Origin of the sequence: Pseudoalteromonas sp. SG43-1 (assembly GCF_014164415.1) — a bacterium.
Lineage (GTDB): Bacteria > Pseudomonadota > Gammaproteobacteria > Enterobacterales > Alteromonadaceae > Pseudoalteromonas > Pseudoalteromonas distincta.
In genome coordinates this window covers 22,249-36,625 of sequence record NZ_JACJFD010000023.1, presented here as the reverse complement: position 1 = coordinate 36,625, position 14,377 = coordinate 22,249, and the positions used below count along the sequence as shown (strand labels likewise).

Here is a 14,377-nt window from a genome sequence, read left to right as displayed (position 1 = left end):
ATAAAGATTCTTGGCTTACACTGCGTGGCAATTGTAGGGAATAAAAACAACTCAAACTCAGTCACCACCAAACTTGAGTTGCCTTTCACACTGACAACATCTTCACACACAATATAAAGATTCTTTTAAGCGAGGCTAACTTATGCCTCAAGCTTATGACGAGAGCCTTGCTCTTTGTCTATGGTTAAACTTTAGAGTGTTAGCTCCAATTTGACAAACGAGAAAAATAAACCTAATAGGTGAAAAAAACTAAACTATATACCTTTGTCTAATACATTTAGATTGGATTGCTTTGGAAGTTATGATGTGAAGGCGTTTTACAGGCACAAAAAAAGCGCTATAAAGCGCTTTTTAATATTTAAGACAGGCTTAAATAATTTGGTTTTCTTTCCAGGCTTGCTCTTTTGCTAAACGGTTTTTGCGTTTATCACATGGATCATCGCAATCACAGGCTTTATCAATACCAACCGAACCTAAACCACCACAGCTGCTTGCCATAGATTTTTTTTGCACGATCATACCAACGGCCATAGCCGAAACTATCAAAATTAGTAAGCCAAAAGTAAGAAGAAAAAGTGACATTGCTTAGCCCCTATTGATCAGCAATAAATTAAACTCAAATATTTTTGAGCGACTGCTATTATATACCCAAATAACACGGAAATAAACAAGTCAGCACCATACTATAAATAAGGCTTAAATGCTGGGCTTGAGTAGGTAACTAAACCCTCTTTTGATTTACCTATTAAATAAACCGGTAAATCATGTTGTTCAGCATAAGCTTGCGCTTTTTGCATCCCCATTACAGTAAGTGCCGTCGCTAAACCATCTGCCGTCATAGCGCTTGGATGAAGCACAGTTACCGACACTAAGTCGTGCTTAATAGGCATACCTGTTGCTGGATCAATTAAGTGGGTATAGATCTCGCCATCCATTTTATAAAAAATACGGTAATCACCCGATGTCGCTATACCACTTGTACCTGGCGATAAAACACGGTGTACCTTACGCTCTCCAGGTTGCGCATCTGGTTGCTCAATCGCGATTTTCCAATCCTGATTATTTGGCTTTTCACCAGCTATACGCAGCTCACCACCAATCTCAACCATGTAATTAGTAATGTCGTGGTTTTCTAATAACTGGGCAACTTTATCAATACCATAGCCCTTAGCTGTTGCCGAAAAAGAAAGCTCCAGTCCATTAACTGTTTTAGCCAACCCTTGCTTATTTAAGATAAGTTTATCAATGCCTATTTTTTCAACCATACTTGCAAGCTCTTCATCACTTGGGCGATTAGTTGGTTTTTTATCAGGCCCAAAGCCCCATAAATCAATTAAAGGCCCCATTGTTACGTCGAGTGTTTTAGTCGATTCACCCAAGCGAATAGACTCGCTTATAACAGCCCTAAAATCTTCGCTAATTGGCATGACTTGATTTGCAGGTAATCTGTTAAATGTATTTATTTCAGAGTCTTCTATGTAAGTAGACATAGATTGGTTCACATCTTTTAAAACAGCGTCTATTTGCAGCTGTAGTTGTGAAGCCGATAGCTGGGCTTGCTCATCATAATATTTAATATGATAAGTGGTACCCATAGTCTTACCTTCTAAAAAGGTTTCTTTTAACTCTGGCTTTTCACCACACCCAGACAATAATACAGTCAGTGTAATTAGTAAAAAGGCCATTATGCCCTGTGAAGTACTTACTCGATTCATAACAGCTCTACTTAATAGATTGATAAAATTAAAGAATAAAAAAAGCCTCGTAACACAAGTGCTACGAGGCTGGTATTTTAACCAAAACTAAACTGTTTTGGTATTAGTGTTAGCCACCGAAGTCATCTAGTAAGATATTTTCGTCTTCAACACCTAAATCTTTAAGCATAGTAATAACTGCCGCATTCATCATTGGAGGACCACACATGTAGTACTCACAATCTTCAGGCGCTTCGTGATCTTTAAGATAGTTCTCAAATAACACGTTATGGATAAAGCCAGTATAGCCTTCCCAGTTATCTTCAGGCTGTGGATCTGAAAGTGCTGTATGCCATACGAAGTTAGGATTTTCAGCGGCTAGGCCGTCAAAATCTTCTACGTAGAACATTTCACGCTCAGAACGTGCACCATACCAAAAACTCATCTTACGTTTAGAGTTCAAACGTTTAAGTTGGTCAAAGATATGAGAACGCATTGGCGCCATACCAGCACCACCACCAACAAATACCATTTCTGCGTCAGTGTCTTTAGCAAAGAACTCACCAAATGGGCCCGAAATAGTTACCTTGTCGCCTTCTTTAAGTGACCAAATGTACGAAGACATTTTACCACATGGCAAGCTAAGGTTTCTTGGAGGTGGAGCAGCAATACGCACGTTAAGCATAATGATGCCTTCTTCTTCTGGGTAGTTAGCCATTGAGTAAGCACGAATTGTTTCTTCGTCTACTTTTGACTCCAGATCGAAGAAACCAAAATGGTTCCAGTCGCCACGATACTCTTCAGGAACATCGAAATCTGCATATTTAACATGGTGAGGTGGAGCTTCGATTTGGATGTAACCACCCGCACGAAACGGCACTGACTCGCCATCTGGAATTTGCAGCTTAAGTTCTTTGATGAACGTTGCTTTGTTATCATTAGAGATAACTTCACAATCCCACTTCTTAACACCGAAAATTGACTCTTCAAGTTCAATTTCCATGTCATTTTTAACATTTACCTGACACGCTAAACGACAGCCTTCACGGGCTTCACCTTTAGATATGTGATCAAGCTCAGTTGGCAGAATATCACCACCACCTTCTTTAATGTGTACACGACACTGACCACAAGAGCCACCGCCACCACAAGCAGATGATACAAATATACCTGACTCAGATAGTGCGCCTAAAAGCTTACTACCTGCTGATGTTTTAATGGCTTTATCTGGGTCGCCATTAATGCCGATGATAATATCGCCACTTGCAACTAACTGAGATTTAGCACCAATGATGACTAAAACCAGTAGTACAACGATAGCGATAAAAACACCAACGCCTAAGAAAATCTGATAATCCATGATTTATCCTCGCTACCTTTACAGTGAAATACCAGAGAATGACATAAAGCCAAGTCCCATTAAACCAACAGTGATGAAGGTAATACCTAAACCACGTAAGCCGTCAGGTACGTCTGAGTATTTCAGTTTCTCACGGATACCTGCAAGTAATGTAATTGCAAGTGCCCAACCAACACCAGCGCCAATACCATAAACAACAGACTCGCCGAAGTTATAGTTACGCTCAACCATGAATGATACCGCACCAAATATTGCACAGTTAACTGTGATAAGTGGTAAGAAGATACCTAACGCGTTGTATAGTGCAGGGAAAAACTTATCTAACGCCATTTCAAGAATTTGCACAAGTGCTGCAATAACACCAATGAAAGTTAAGAAACGTAAAAAGCTAAGATCTGCATCTGGGTAACCTAACCAAGTTAGTGAACCAGGTGCAAGTACCGCATGATAAACCAAGTTGTTTACAGGTACAGAAATACCCAATACAACTATAACCGCTATACCTAGGCCAATTGATGTAGTTACTTTTTTAGATACCGCTAAAAAAGTACACATGCCTAAGAAGAATGACAACGCTAAGTTCTCAATAAAAACGGCTTTTACAAATAAACTAATATAATGTTCCACTATTTGCCCCTTACGCTTTAGCTTCTACTTGGTCTTTCTTATAAGTACGCAGTACCCATATGAATAAACCAATGATGAAGAATGCACTCGGTGGTAAGATCAATAGACCCATAGGCTGATACCAACCGCCATCTTGTACTAATGGGATAATATCAACACCGAATAGTGAACCCTTACCAAATAGCTCACGAATGAAACCAACAGTAAGTAGTACTACAGAGTAACCTAAGCCGTTACCAATACCGTCAAGGAATGACATAAGTGGTGGCGACTTCATCGCGTATGCTTCAGCACGACCCATTACGATACAGTTAGTAATGATTAGACCAACGAATACAGAAAGCTCTTTTGCAGTAGCATAAGAAAATGCCTGTAATACTTGGTCAACAACGATTACCAATGATGCGATAATTGTCATTTGTACGATGATACGTACAGATGATGGGATCTGGTTACGAATAAGCGAGATAAAGAAGCTCGAAAACGCAGTTACAAGTGTCAATGCGATTGACATAATTAACGCATTTTTTAAGCTAGACGTTACCGCTAGCGCAGAACAAATACCAAGTACTTGTAGTGCGATTGGGTTGTTAGCTAAAACCGGGCCAAATAGGACCGCCTTCATTTCTTTAGTATCAGCCATTATTTCAATGCTCCTTTACGTACTTTCGCAAGGAAAGGGCCAAAGCCATTTTCGCCAGTCCAAAAGTCAACTGCATGATCAACACCGTTAGACGTTAATGTAGCACCTGAAAGACCATCGATCTTATGCTCATCATTGCCCGCAGTACCTTTAACAATTTGAATTGGAAGTTCTTTACCTTCCCATGTAGCAGTCCACTGTGGATTTTGGATTTCGCCACCAAGACCTGGGGTTTCATTATGCTTGTAAAAGATAATGCCCTTAACTGTTTCACCATCGCTTTCAAGCGAGATAAAACCGTACATCAAGCCCCATAAGCCGTAGCCTTGGATAGGAAGAATGATTGCATCAACTGAGCCATCTTCTTTTTTAGAGATATACACCGGTGACTCTTTAGTCACACGTTGAATACCAGCAATATCTTTAACGCCTTTCTCTTGAAGAGAAACACTTAGCGCTGCATCATATTTGCTTTTTTCAAAGTCAAAGATTGTTGGGTCTGTATCTACAAACTCACCTGTAGTCATGTTTACAACGCGCGCTTCGATTTTTGCATCAAATGTTTCAAGAACATTTTCAACTTTGTCGATGCCCGCAGCAGCTAAGATATTGCTTTGAATATCTTTGTTTTTATTAGCTTGCTGTAAAGGACGAAGCTGTACAGAAGCAAACGATACAATGATTGCACACACTAAACATAGTGCTACAACAACTGATAACGTTTTGCCGATTGATTCGTTATTACTAGACATTACGTGCCAACCTCCGCTTAATATTAGCCTGCACTACAAAGTGATCGAACAGTGGAGCGAACAAGTTAGCAAATAAGATTGCTAGCATCATGCCTTCTGGGAAAGCAGGATTCACAACACGTATCATAACCACCATAAAGCCAATTAGTAGACCATATGCTAATTTACCTTTGTCAGTAAATGCAGCTGATACAGGGTCAGTAGCCATAAAGAACATGCCAAACGCAAAGCCACCAAGTACAAAATGCCAATACCAAGGCATTGCAAATACAGGGTTAGTTTCTGAGCCAACAGCATTTAATAAAAATGCAGTTGCTACCATACCTAGGAATACACCTAGTACGATGCGCCAAGAAGCGATACGAACGTAAATTAAGAACAAACCACCTACTAATAATGCAAGTGTAGATGTTTCACCTACAGAACCTTGAATGAAACCATAAAACGCATTCCACCATAATTCCATGTTTGCAAAGTCAAGTGTGCCAGCAAATGCTTGGCCTAGCATAGTTGCACCAGAGAAAGAATCTACTGCTGTCCATACTGTGTCACCTGAGATTTGAGCTGGGTATGCAAAGAATAAAAATGCACGACCGGCTAAAGCAGGGTTTAAGAAGTTACGGCCAGTACCACCAAAGATTTCTTTAGCGATTACTACACCAAACGTAATACCTAACGCAACTTGCCATAAAGGAATAGTTGCTGGCAAAATAAGTGCGAATAATACAGAAGTAACGAAGAAACCTTCGTTAATTTCATGCTTACGCACTGAAGCAAATATAACTTCCCAGAAACCACCTACTGCAAATGTTACAGCGTAGATAGGTAAGAAGAAACATGCTCCATAGAACATCTTAGCGCCCCAGCCTGCATCAGCGGTTAACTCGCCACCGAATAACTGGAACAAACCAACTTGCCACGTGTTTGCTAGTTCAAAACCTTGTGCTAAAGCACCAGCGGCCTGATGACCGATATTGAACATACCAAAAAACATAGCTGGGAACGTCGCCATCCACACTAAAATCATCATACGTTTTAGGTCGATGTTATCGCGTACGTGTGTCGCGCCTTTATTTACGTAGCCTGGTGTATAAAAAATAGTTGCAGCTGCTTCATATAGTGCATAAAACTTTTCATATTTACCACCGGCTTCAAAATTCGGCTCGATATCTTCTAGATATTTTTTTAAACCCATCTCTCTAGCCTTCCTTCTCGATCGTAGTTAAGCAATCGCGTAGGATAGAACCATACTCGTATTTGCCTGGACAAACGAAGGTACATAACGCTAAATCTTCTTCATCAAGTTCAAGCGCGCCCAATGAAATTGCACTGTCTAAATCACGTGCAATTAAGTCACGTAATAATAGAGTAGGCAAAATATCTAACGGCATTACGCGCTCGTAGCTACCAATTGGTACCATGGCACGTTTTGAACCACCTGTTGACGTTGTCATTTTAAATAAACGACTTGGTGCAAGGTGAGAAAGGAATGTACGCGTTACAGAGAATTTATCACTACCTGGTGCAATCCAGCCAAACAATTCTTTTTCGCGACCTTCAAGTAAAACAGATACTTGAACGTGGTAACGACCTAAGAATGCATGAACACCGTTTGAAATAGAACCTGATAGAACAGAACCAGAAATAACGCGGTTATCTCCGTCTTCTAACTCACCAGCCACTAAATCATCCAATGAAGCACCTAATTGTGTTTTCACTAAACGTGGGTTTTTAACGCGAGGACCTGCAAGCGAAATAACACGATTTGTGTAAATTTCACCAGTAAGGAATAAGTGACCATACGCAATAACGTCTTGGTAACCAATATGCCAAACTTGTTTGCTAACAGAAACTGCATCAAGATGATGGATATGAGTGCCAACGAGGCCAGCCGGATGCACACCACCAAACTCATGTACTTCTACTTGAGCTATAGATGAGCTAGGAACTTGGCTGCCTGCTTTTTTACACACAAATACTTTGCCATCGGTCAAACGCGAAACAACTGCAAGACCCGCTTCAAATGCTTGCGCATTTTCTGCAATAATTACTGCAGGATCTGCAGCTAATGGGTTTGTGTCGATTGCGGTCACAAAAATAGAACTAGGATTTGCATCCACAGCCGCTACTTTGCTGAATGGGCGAACACGAAGTGCTGTCCATTGACCAGACTGGATAAGTACTTCTTTGGCTTTTTCGCGCTCTAAGCTCGGAAGCTCGTCTGCTTTGAAAGAGTCAAAGGTGATTTGCTCACTGCCTGCTACTTCAATAACAACAGATTGCAGCACACGTTTAGCACCACGATTTATTTCTTTTACTGTACCAGAAGCTGGAGCAGTAAATAGGACGCCTGGGTTCTTTTTATCTTCAAAAAGTACCTGGCCTTTTTTGACTTGGTCATCCACACGAACATGCATGGTTGGACGCATACCGATAAACTCTTCGCCAAGCACAGCTACACGTTTGACAGCAGAACCGTCATGTATAACTTGCTGTGGCGCGCCCTCTAAGGGTAAATCCAGACCTTTTTTTATGTTGATCATACGCACTTGCATTACATTAAAGGAAAGAAACTGAAAAATCGTATCAACCACGTCGCCATTTGAGTTATTCCAAGTTATATCAAGGTACAAAAGAGCAGCTTGCTAGAGATATCAAACAAGCAACGTAGTAAAACTCATCACATATTGTCGAGATTTTAACATCATTTTAGATGACTATGCGAGTGTATTTATGAAAATTATACGACAGAAACACTTATTTAGTTTTGTTAAGTGAATTAAATAAAAATCAAGCTAGACCAAAGTGGTAGCCTAAGCAATTATCATTCCTGATTTCATCGTAAATTCAACAAATCGCATAATACAAAAAAAGCCGCGATAGCGGCTTTTATAACTAGGGCCTGTTGACCTTTCAGGATTAAAATTTGTTCAATCTAGGGGCTATTTAATCGCGGCGTGAGGTTTGTAACCTAGTGGGCTAAGTAAAAACCAAGCAACAAAGAGTAAATAGCCCCTAGGCAGAACCCTTTGGGCAGCGCATGTTTGGCATTTATTCCACGTCATCGCCCATTTATGGGGAATAACCACACTACATAGGCTCTGTCTTGCCTAAATACCAAACAGGCTGCTGCAAATTTAACCTCGAAAGATAAACAGGCCCTAAGTTCTGTTAGTCAATCATATTGGCAATTGGCTTAACTGAATCTACATCTTGATCGTAGTCAACACTATCTATACCAAAACCAAATAAGCGTAAAAACTCATTATGGTAACCAACATAATCTGTTAGCTCATCAATGCTGCTCGTATCTACTTTATCCCAAACAGCTTGCACGCGAGCTTGTACATCGTCTTCTAGCTCTTTATAGTTTTGGAATAAATGTCCACCGTCGTCAAAGCGAGGAGATTCACCATACAAGTTTTCACTAAATAATGCGTGAATTTGCTCAATAGTGCCTTCGTATGTGCCATCTGCTTTCATAACTTTAAATAAAGCAGAGATATATAACGGCATAATAGGAATAGCAGAACTTGCTTGCGTTACCACAGCATTAAGTGATGAAACATATGCCTCACCATTTAAATCTTTTGTTGATTCTTTAATAGCAGCGGTTGCACGGTCTAGATCTTCTTTAGCCTTACCAATAGTAGCGTGTCCGTATATTGGCCATGTTAGCTCTTTACCAATATAAGTGTACGCAGTCGTTTTAAAGTTATCGGCTAATACATCCGCTTCTTTTAATGCGTCAATCCACATTTCCCAATCTTCACCGCCCATTACTTTAATGGTGTTGTCGATATCGTCTTGGTTTGCAGCTTCAACAGTAATTTCATCAATTTCACGCTTTGATGTATTTAAGTTTTTAGTAGTAACGGCACTGCCAATTGGTTTAAGCGTAGATGAGTAAACTTCGCCCGTATTTGGGTCTGTACGACGAGGAGACGCTAAACTGTAAATAATACAATCTACTTTGCCCAAATCTGCTTTAATAGTGTCGATTGCTTTTTGTTTAATTTCGTTAGAAAACGCATCGCCATTAATATTTTTAGACCAAAGGCCTGCTTCGTCTGCTGCATCTTGAAAAGCAGCGGTATTGTACCAACCAGCAGAGCCTGTTTTGCGTTCTGTACCTTCTTTTTCAAAGAAAATACCTAATGTTTTAGCACCACCACCAAACGCTGCTGTAATGCGCGAAGCCAAGCCGTAGCCTGTTGATGCGCCAATAACTAATACATTTTTTGGTGCATTTTTTAATGCGCCTTGTTGTTTTACATAGTTAATTTGTTCTTGAACATGCTCTGCACAACCAGCTGGATGTGCGTTTGTGCAGATAAATCCACGAATTTTAGGCTTAATGACCATTGATCATCCTATATCTTTTACAATAAAAATTAGCGCTAGTTTAAAGGCTAATACTAAAAACACTGATCTGATCAGTTAACCACAAGTGTAACAATCAAATCGCTATTAATTATTTAAGCTAATTTAGAGCCGCCCATACAATTAGGTGAATCAGGTGCCTCGCCGCCCTGCTCTGTATACTCATCGGGTGTATATGTATGAATTGCGAGTGCATGAATATGATTTGCTAATTCATCTTTTAGAATTTCATTAATTTCACGATGGCGCTGCAATAAACGTTTACCTGTAAAACCTTCGCTAACCACTATTACTTTAAAGTGTGATTCAGTGCCCGCACTGTGCATATGGCTTTCGTTAATTACGTTTAAATGTTTACACGCAATAGCGTTGCTTATTTTTTCTTGGATCTGTTGCTGCATTGACATAAAAGACCGTTTTAATTAGCTAATTTATACACTTACTATAACAATTTAACGCAGCGCTTGGCTAACTAAATTGCTTTTGTTTAATGTCCTTAATAAATCGGTAAGTTAAACTTATTCGAGGATGTGCAAGCGTTGTTTGTTTAGGTATTGCATGTTGATAATCTCGCTGGCTATGTCCATTCATTATTAAACAGCTGCCACTTTGTAATTTTAAGTCGGTTACTTTATTGCTCGCCTTGTGCTTTAACTTTAGAACCCGATCAGCTCCTAGCGAGACACACACAATTGTTGGTTTATCACCAAGCTCTATTTCATCATCACTGTGCCAGCCCATCGTATCATTACCATCTCGGTAATAATTAACGAGTAATGAGTTTAGAGGCTGATTTAAGTGCGCCTCTAAACGCCTTCTCATATTAAGTAACAATTCATCCCATGGCTCTACTATTTGCTTACTACTTGAATAGCCGTATTCAATATTTAAATCGCTCATGAAGCATTGTAGCCGTGGAATAGGCCCCGTTTTACCATAAACAGTTACATCGGGTTGCTGCCAACGTAGGTTTTTTTGCAAATAATAAAATAGATCGAGGCTTTTTTGTGCACTAAGTGCCCTACTTTGATAAGAAAAGCCATTTGGTAACTGTTGGGGGTTGGCGTTTTGCCGTTGCATGTTAGAATTTACCTACATTAGATTACTGATCAACGAACCATTATGACGACGCAAGCCCAGCTAGGCGATAAAACCTTTACTCTTGAACGCTTTCCTTTGGATCAAAAAAACCGCAGCTTACAAGCGTGGGATTCGGCAGATGAGTACCTTATCAATTATGTTAACGAACATCACCCTGATTGTCGCTCATTGCTTATTTTAAACGATAGCTTTGGTGCACTTGCTTGTTATTTTAATAAGTTAACGGTTTGTTCAGTTAACGATTCTTATATTAGCCACCAAGCTGCGGCTTATAACTTACAAGAAAACAAACTGCCTACAGCAGATTTCACACAATTAGATAGTTTGTCTGCATTACCGCAGGATGTTGATTTAGTACTTATTAAAATCCCTCGTAATGTAGGTTTTTTACAGTTTCAGTTAAGTGAGCTCAGTGAAGTCCTTGCACCTGGTACGCCAGTAATTGCTGCAGGTAAAACAAAAGAAATTCATAACTCAACAATAAAATCATTTGAGCAATTTATTGGTGAAACAAAAACTAGCCTAGCAGTTAAAAAATCCCGCCTTATATTAAGTACAGCTAAAGGCGGATATAAAGCAGCAGATTGCCCTGTAACGTGGGAGCTTGAAGGTACTGAGTTTAATATAACAAACCATGCAAATGTGTTTTCGCGTGATTCGTTAGATATTGGTGCACGCTTCTTTTTTAACTACTTACCAGAAACACCAAAAGCTAAAAGCATTATTGATTTAGGCTGTGGTAACGGAGTTGTTGGATTAATGACGCTTGCTCGTTGCCCTAATGCATCAGTTACTTTTGTTGATGAGTCTTACATGGCAGTAGAGTCGGCTCGGTTAAATGTAGAAATTAACCTAGGCGATAAGTTTGATAACTGCGAGTTCATCGAAAACGACTGTTTAACAGGCTTTGAAAGAGACAGTGTAGATATGGTGCTTTGTAACCCTCCATTTCACCAAGCTCAGGCCGTTACCGACCATATTGCTTGGCAAATGTTTAAACAAGCAAAAGATACTTTAAAAGAAGGCGGCGAGCTGCGTATTATTGGTAATCGTCATTTAGATTATCATGATAAATTAAACCGTATGTTTGGCAACTGTAAGTTGTTAGGTTCAAACAAAAAGTTTGTCGTTTTAAGTGCAACAAAAAATAGTGGAATGCTATAAATGAAATTAACAAACATTATAATTGGGTGTTGTGTATTACTGATACTTGGTGGCTGCGCGAATCAGCCTAGCCAAGTAATACTTAACCCTGTTTATAAAAATGGTCAAATTAGCACTATAAATAGTAGCTTAAGTACTAGTGTAATTGATTTACGTGGCGATACATCAACACTTAAACTTATTGAGTCAGACAAAACTAAAACCTTTGCAAGCCAAGGTATTACCAGCTCTATTAAAAGTGTGTTAGACAGCGCCCTAAGCCGCAATGGAGCCAGTATTTCTAACTTAGCAACTGTTCGCTTTGAAGTAGATATTCATGCATTGCAAGCTGTTGTAACCGAAAAGCTAGTGAGCCATACCAGCGAAGCCCACATAGAACTTGGCGTGCGTGTTATTCGCGCCTCAAGTAACTTTAGTAAAGTGTATAGAGGTAGTGCTAATTTAGAAGGCCCATTTAGTCATGAGCAAGCAAAAATAGAAGGTCAACTCAATAAGTTGACTGAGCAAGTTATTACCCGCATTGTATCTGACCCTGAATTAATAGAATTTTTAGAAGGTTAACTATGAAACGACTTTTTTTAATCTGCTTAGGCCTATTCTTTAGTGTAAGTAGCTTAGCAGCCCAAGAAGGCCGCTTTGTGCAAAAGGACAACATTTTTCCACGCGTAGAAATTGTAACGTCAATGGGTAGCATCGTGGTTGAGCTAGATCGCTCTAAAGCGCCCATCACAGTCAATAATTTTTTAACTTACGTGTCAGACAAAAGTTATCAAGGCAGCGTTTTTCACCGTATTGAGCGCGATGTAGAAAATGATCGCGACTTTGTTATTCAAGGTGGCGGTTACGATAAAGGCTATGATGGCCTACATGAAAATGACCCTATTTTTAATGAAAGCGGTAACGGTTTAAAAAACGATATGTATAGCATTGCTATGGCCTATCAAGATAGACAACCGCACTCAGGAACTCGCCAATTCTTTTTTAATATGGATAATAACGATCACTTAAATCCAGGGAAAGATTGGGGCTTTGCAGTATTTGGTAGCGTAATGGATGGTTACGACACGCTTGATAAAATTATGACTGTTGAAACCGGTTTTAATGAGAAAATTGGCTACGATTTCGTACCTAAAAAACCTGTTGTCATCTTAAATATTAAAGTACTTGAACAAGTCCCACTATAATTTTTTAAGAGCAGCTTAGCTGCTCTGCATCAAAGCCAATGAAGGCCCTATGAGCAAATCTCTCTCTATTAGCGAATATTTTTCTTACTTTAAAGACAAACGCTTAATCCACATTTTCATATTTGGTATGAGTAGCGGTTTTCCGTGGGTTTTAATTGGCTCTGTTATGTCTGCTTGGCTAAAAGATGAAGGGCTAAGTCGCAGTATGATAGGCCTATTTGGCATTGTATTTGGCGCTTACAGCATAAACTTTTTGTGGTCGCCACTCATTGACCGTACAAAACTTCCTATTTTATATAAATGGCTAGGCCAGCGTCGCAGTTGGATACTATTTTGCCAAAGTTTTATTTTTATTGGCACCTTGCTATTAGCAGGGCTTGATTTAAAAGCTAATTTGGCAATTGTTGCTGCGATTTGTTTATTAATCGCCATTGCTTCGGCTACTCAAGACATTGCTATTGATGCCTTTAGAATAGACACCCTAAGCGAAAGCGAATCACACAAAGCAACCGCTGCAGCCGCCATGGCAACTTCGGGTTGGTGGACAGGTTATGCACTTTTAGGCGCCATTCCATTTTACATGGCCGATATCCCCTCGCTCGACTGGCCACAAATTTATTACTTTTTAGCTGCCGTAATGCTGCTGTTAATGAGTGGAGCACTGTTTGCAAAAGAGCCCGAAACTAACCGCGAAGCAGTACATGCCGAACTTGAACGTGTGTACCTTGAAAAACTGTCCTCTACAAAACAAACTCCTTTAACAAAAACTGTTGCGTGGCTTGCGGTAACCGTTATTGATCCCTTTAGAGCTTTTTTTACTAAAAATGGCGTTAAAACAGCACTAGCATTACTTGCGTTTATTTTCTTATTTAAAATAGGCGAAGCGTTTTTAGGGCGCATGTCGATTGTGTTTTATAAAGAAATTGGTTTTAGTAATAGCGATATAGCTACATTTTCGAAGGTAGGTACAGCGGTACTTACAATCATATTTACCTTTGTTGGCAGTTTATTTAATCAAAAATATGGCATTGTTAAGGGTTTATTTGTAAGTGGTATTGCAATGGCTGCTTCAAACTTAGCCTTCTCGTGGATTGCTTTAGTTGGCCCTGACCTAAGGCTGTATGCCTTTGCTATTGTTATTGATGGCTTTACGCAAGCGTGGTCGTTGGTCGCTATGGTGGCCTTTATATCGATGTTATGCGATAGAGCATTTAGTGCAACGCACTATGCATTACTGGCGTCATTAGGGAATTTAGGACGAACATTGCTTTCAAGCTACAGTGGTGTAGTAATTGATGATTGGTTAATGGGAAATTGGTCGCTGTTCTTTATTTTAACAGCCTTAATGGTTTTACCTTCGTTGATATTTTTATATCTGATTAGGCATAAGTTGTATGAGCTTGAGAAGAATTACCACAAAAATATTTAATGCATCCCTGCATTAACATATTGCTTAGCACTATCAAGTG

At 39.6% G+C, this 14,377-nt stretch carries 15 protein-coding genes; 4 read left to right on the top strand and 11 right to left on the bottom strand.

Annotated features, from left to right (window positions below):
- Positions 1-369: 369 nt before the first annotated feature.
- The 11 genes from nqrM to H5159_RS15310 form a co-directional block, all read right to left on the bottom strand.
- Positions 370-582, bottom strand: a complete 213-nt coding sequence (gene nqrM / locus H5159_RS15360; RefSeq protein ID WP_007376137.1) for a (Na+)-NQR maturation NqrM — start codon at positions 580-582, stop codon at positions 370-372.
- Between the two features lie 101 nt (positions 583-683).
- The gene (locus H5159_RS15355) at positions 684-1,715 is read right to left on the bottom strand and encodes an FAD:protein FMN transferase (RefSeq protein WP_182780579.1); all 1,032 of its coding nucleotides are present in this window, start codon (positions 1,713-1,715) and stop codon (positions 684-686) included.
- Between the two features lie 109 nt (positions 1,716-1,824).
- Complete coding sequence (gene nqrF / locus H5159_RS15350; protein WP_002958895.1) at positions 1,825-3,054, bottom strand: NADH:ubiquinone reductase (Na(+)-transporting) subunit F; 1,230 nt, start codon at positions 3,052-3,054, stop codon at positions 1,825-1,827.
- A gap of 18 nt (positions 3,055-3,072) precedes the next feature.
- Positions 3,073-3,681, bottom strand: coding sequence for an NADH:ubiquinone reductase (Na(+)-transporting) subunit E (gene nqrE, locus H5159_RS15345; protein WP_002958896.1), 609 nt, complete (start codon positions 3,679-3,681; stop codon positions 3,073-3,075).
- A gap of 10 nt (positions 3,682-3,691) precedes the next feature.
- Positions 3,692-4,324 (bottom strand): NADH:ubiquinone reductase (Na(+)-transporting) subunit D, encoded by a 633-nt coding sequence (locus H5159_RS15340; protein ID WP_002958897.1) that lies wholly within the window; start codon positions 4,322-4,324, stop codon positions 3,692-3,694.
- Positions 4,324-5,076, bottom strand: a complete 753-nt coding sequence (locus H5159_RS15335; RefSeq protein WP_002958898.1) for a Na(+)-translocating NADH-quinone reductase subunit C — start codon at positions 5,074-5,076, stop codon at positions 4,324-4,326. Before H5159_RS15335 ends, H5159_RS15340 begins: the two co-directional genes overlap by 1 nt.
- Positions 5,069-6,271 carry an NADH:ubiquinone reductase (Na(+)-transporting) subunit B gene (locus tag H5159_RS15330; RefSeq protein WP_002958899.1) on the bottom strand — a complete coding sequence of 401 codons (1,203 nt, stop codon included), beginning with the start codon at positions 6,269-6,271 and terminating at the stop codon, positions 5,069-5,071. Before H5159_RS15330 ends, H5159_RS15335 begins: the two co-directional genes overlap by 8 nt.
- Positions 6,272-6,275: 4 nt before the next feature.
- The gene (locus H5159_RS15325) at positions 6,276-7,619 is read right to left on the bottom strand and encodes a Na(+)-translocating NADH-quinone reductase subunit A (RefSeq protein ID WP_024596562.1); all 1,344 of its coding nucleotides are present in this window, start codon (positions 7,617-7,619) and stop codon (positions 6,276-6,278) included.
- A gap of 628 nt (positions 7,620-8,247) precedes the next feature.
- Positions 8,248-9,441 carry an enoyl-ACP reductase FabV gene (gene fabV / locus H5159_RS15320; RefSeq protein ID WP_024596563.1) on the bottom strand — a complete coding sequence of 398 codons (1,194 nt, stop codon included), beginning with the start codon at positions 9,439-9,441 and terminating at the stop codon, positions 8,248-8,250.
- Positions 9,442-9,554: 113 nt separating this feature from the next.
- Complete coding sequence (locus H5159_RS15315) at positions 9,555-9,866, bottom strand: BolA family transcriptional regulator (RefSeq protein ID WP_024596564.1); 312 nt, start codon at positions 9,864-9,866, stop codon at positions 9,555-9,557.
- Between the two features lie 61 nt (positions 9,867-9,927).
- A complete protein-coding gene (locus H5159_RS15310) occupies positions 9,928-10,539 on the bottom strand; it encodes an alpha-ketoglutarate-dependent dioxygenase AlkB (protein WP_024596565.1) in 612 nt (203 codons plus the stop codon).
- A 42-nt stretch (positions 10,540-10,581) separates the two neighbouring features.
- Here H5159_RS15310 and H5159_RS15305 point away from each other — a divergent pair, with 42 nt between their 5' ends.
- From H5159_RS15305 to H5159_RS15290, 4 genes are read left to right on the top strand one after another with little or no spacing between them, the layout of a single operon-like run.
- A complete protein-coding gene (locus H5159_RS15305; RefSeq protein WP_182780578.1) occupies positions 10,582-11,724 on the top strand; it encodes a methyltransferase in 1,143 nt (380 codons plus the stop codon).
- On the top strand, positions 11,725-12,285 hold the full coding sequence (locus tag H5159_RS15300; RefSeq protein ID WP_165744317.1) for a YajG family lipoprotein: 561 nt from the start codon (positions 11,725-11,727) through the stop codon (positions 12,283-12,285).
- A gap of 2 nt (positions 12,286-12,287) precedes the next feature.
- Positions 12,288-12,908: a peptidylprolyl isomerase gene (locus H5159_RS15295; RefSeq protein ID WP_182780577.1), complete on the top strand. Its 621-nt coding sequence runs from the start codon at positions 12,288-12,290 to the stop codon at positions 12,906-12,908.
- 49 nt (positions 12,909-12,957) lie between these two features.
- The gene (locus H5159_RS15290) at positions 12,958-14,337 is read left to right on the top strand and encodes an AmpG family muropeptide MFS transporter (RefSeq protein ID WP_002958907.1); all 1,380 of its coding nucleotides are present in this window, start codon (positions 12,958-12,960) and stop codon (positions 14,335-14,337) included.
- The last annotated feature ends 40 nt before the right edge of the window (positions 14,338-14,377 follow it).

Bases quoted from the DNA above. Each gene is read 5' to 3' on its own strand.
- H5159_RS15295 (WP_182780577.1), top strand. From the start codon at position 12,288: ATGAAACGACTTTTTTTAATCTGCTTAGGCCTATTCTTTAGTGTAAGT.
- H5159_RS15330 (WP_002958899.1), bottom strand. From the start codon at position 6,271: ATGGGTTTAAAAAAATATCTAGAAGATATCGAGCCGAATTTTGAAGCC.
- H5159_RS15335 (WP_002958898.1), bottom strand. From the start codon at position 5,076: ATGTCTAGTAATAACGAATCAATCGGCAAAACGTTATCAGTTGTTGTA.
- H5159_RS15290 (WP_002958907.1), top strand. From the start codon at position 12,958: ATGAGCAAATCTCTCTCTATTAGCGAATATTTTTCTTACTTTAAAGAC.
- fabV (WP_024596563.1), bottom strand. From the start codon at position 9,441: ATGGTCATTAAGCCTAAAATTCGTGGATTTATCTGCACAAACGCACAT.
- H5159_RS15300 (WP_165744317.1), top strand. From the start codon at position 11,725: ATGAAATTAACAAACATTATAATTGGGTGTTGTGTATTACTGATACTT.
- H5159_RS15355 (WP_182780579.1), bottom strand. From the start codon at position 1,715: ATGAATCGAGTAAGTACTTCACAGGGCATAATGGCCTTTTTACTAATT.
- H5159_RS15305 (WP_182780578.1), top strand. From the start codon at position 10,582: ATGACGACGCAAGCCCAGCTAGGCGATAAAACCTTTACTCTTGAACGC.
- nqrF (WP_002958895.1), bottom strand. From the start codon at position 3,054: ATGGATTATCAGATTTTCTTAGGCGTTGGTGTTTTTATCGCTATCGTT.
- H5159_RS15340 (WP_002958897.1), bottom strand. From the start codon at position 4,324: ATGGCTGATACTAAAGAAATGAAGGCGGTCCTATTTGGCCCGGTTTTA.
- nqrM (WP_007376137.1), bottom strand. From the start codon at position 582: ATGTCACTTTTTCTTCTTACTTTTGGCTTACTAATTTTGATAGTTTCG.
- H5159_RS15310 (WP_024596565.1), bottom strand. From the start codon at position 10,539: ATGCAACGGCAAAACGCCAACCCCCAACAGTTACCAAATGGCTTTTCT.
- H5159_RS15325 (WP_024596562.1), bottom strand. From the start codon at position 7,619: ATGATCAACATAAAAAAAGGTCTGGATTTACCCTTAGAGGGCGCGCCA.
- H5159_RS15315 (WP_024596564.1), bottom strand. From the start codon at position 9,866: ATGTCAATGCAGCAACAGATCCAAGAAAAAATAAGCAACGCTATTGCG.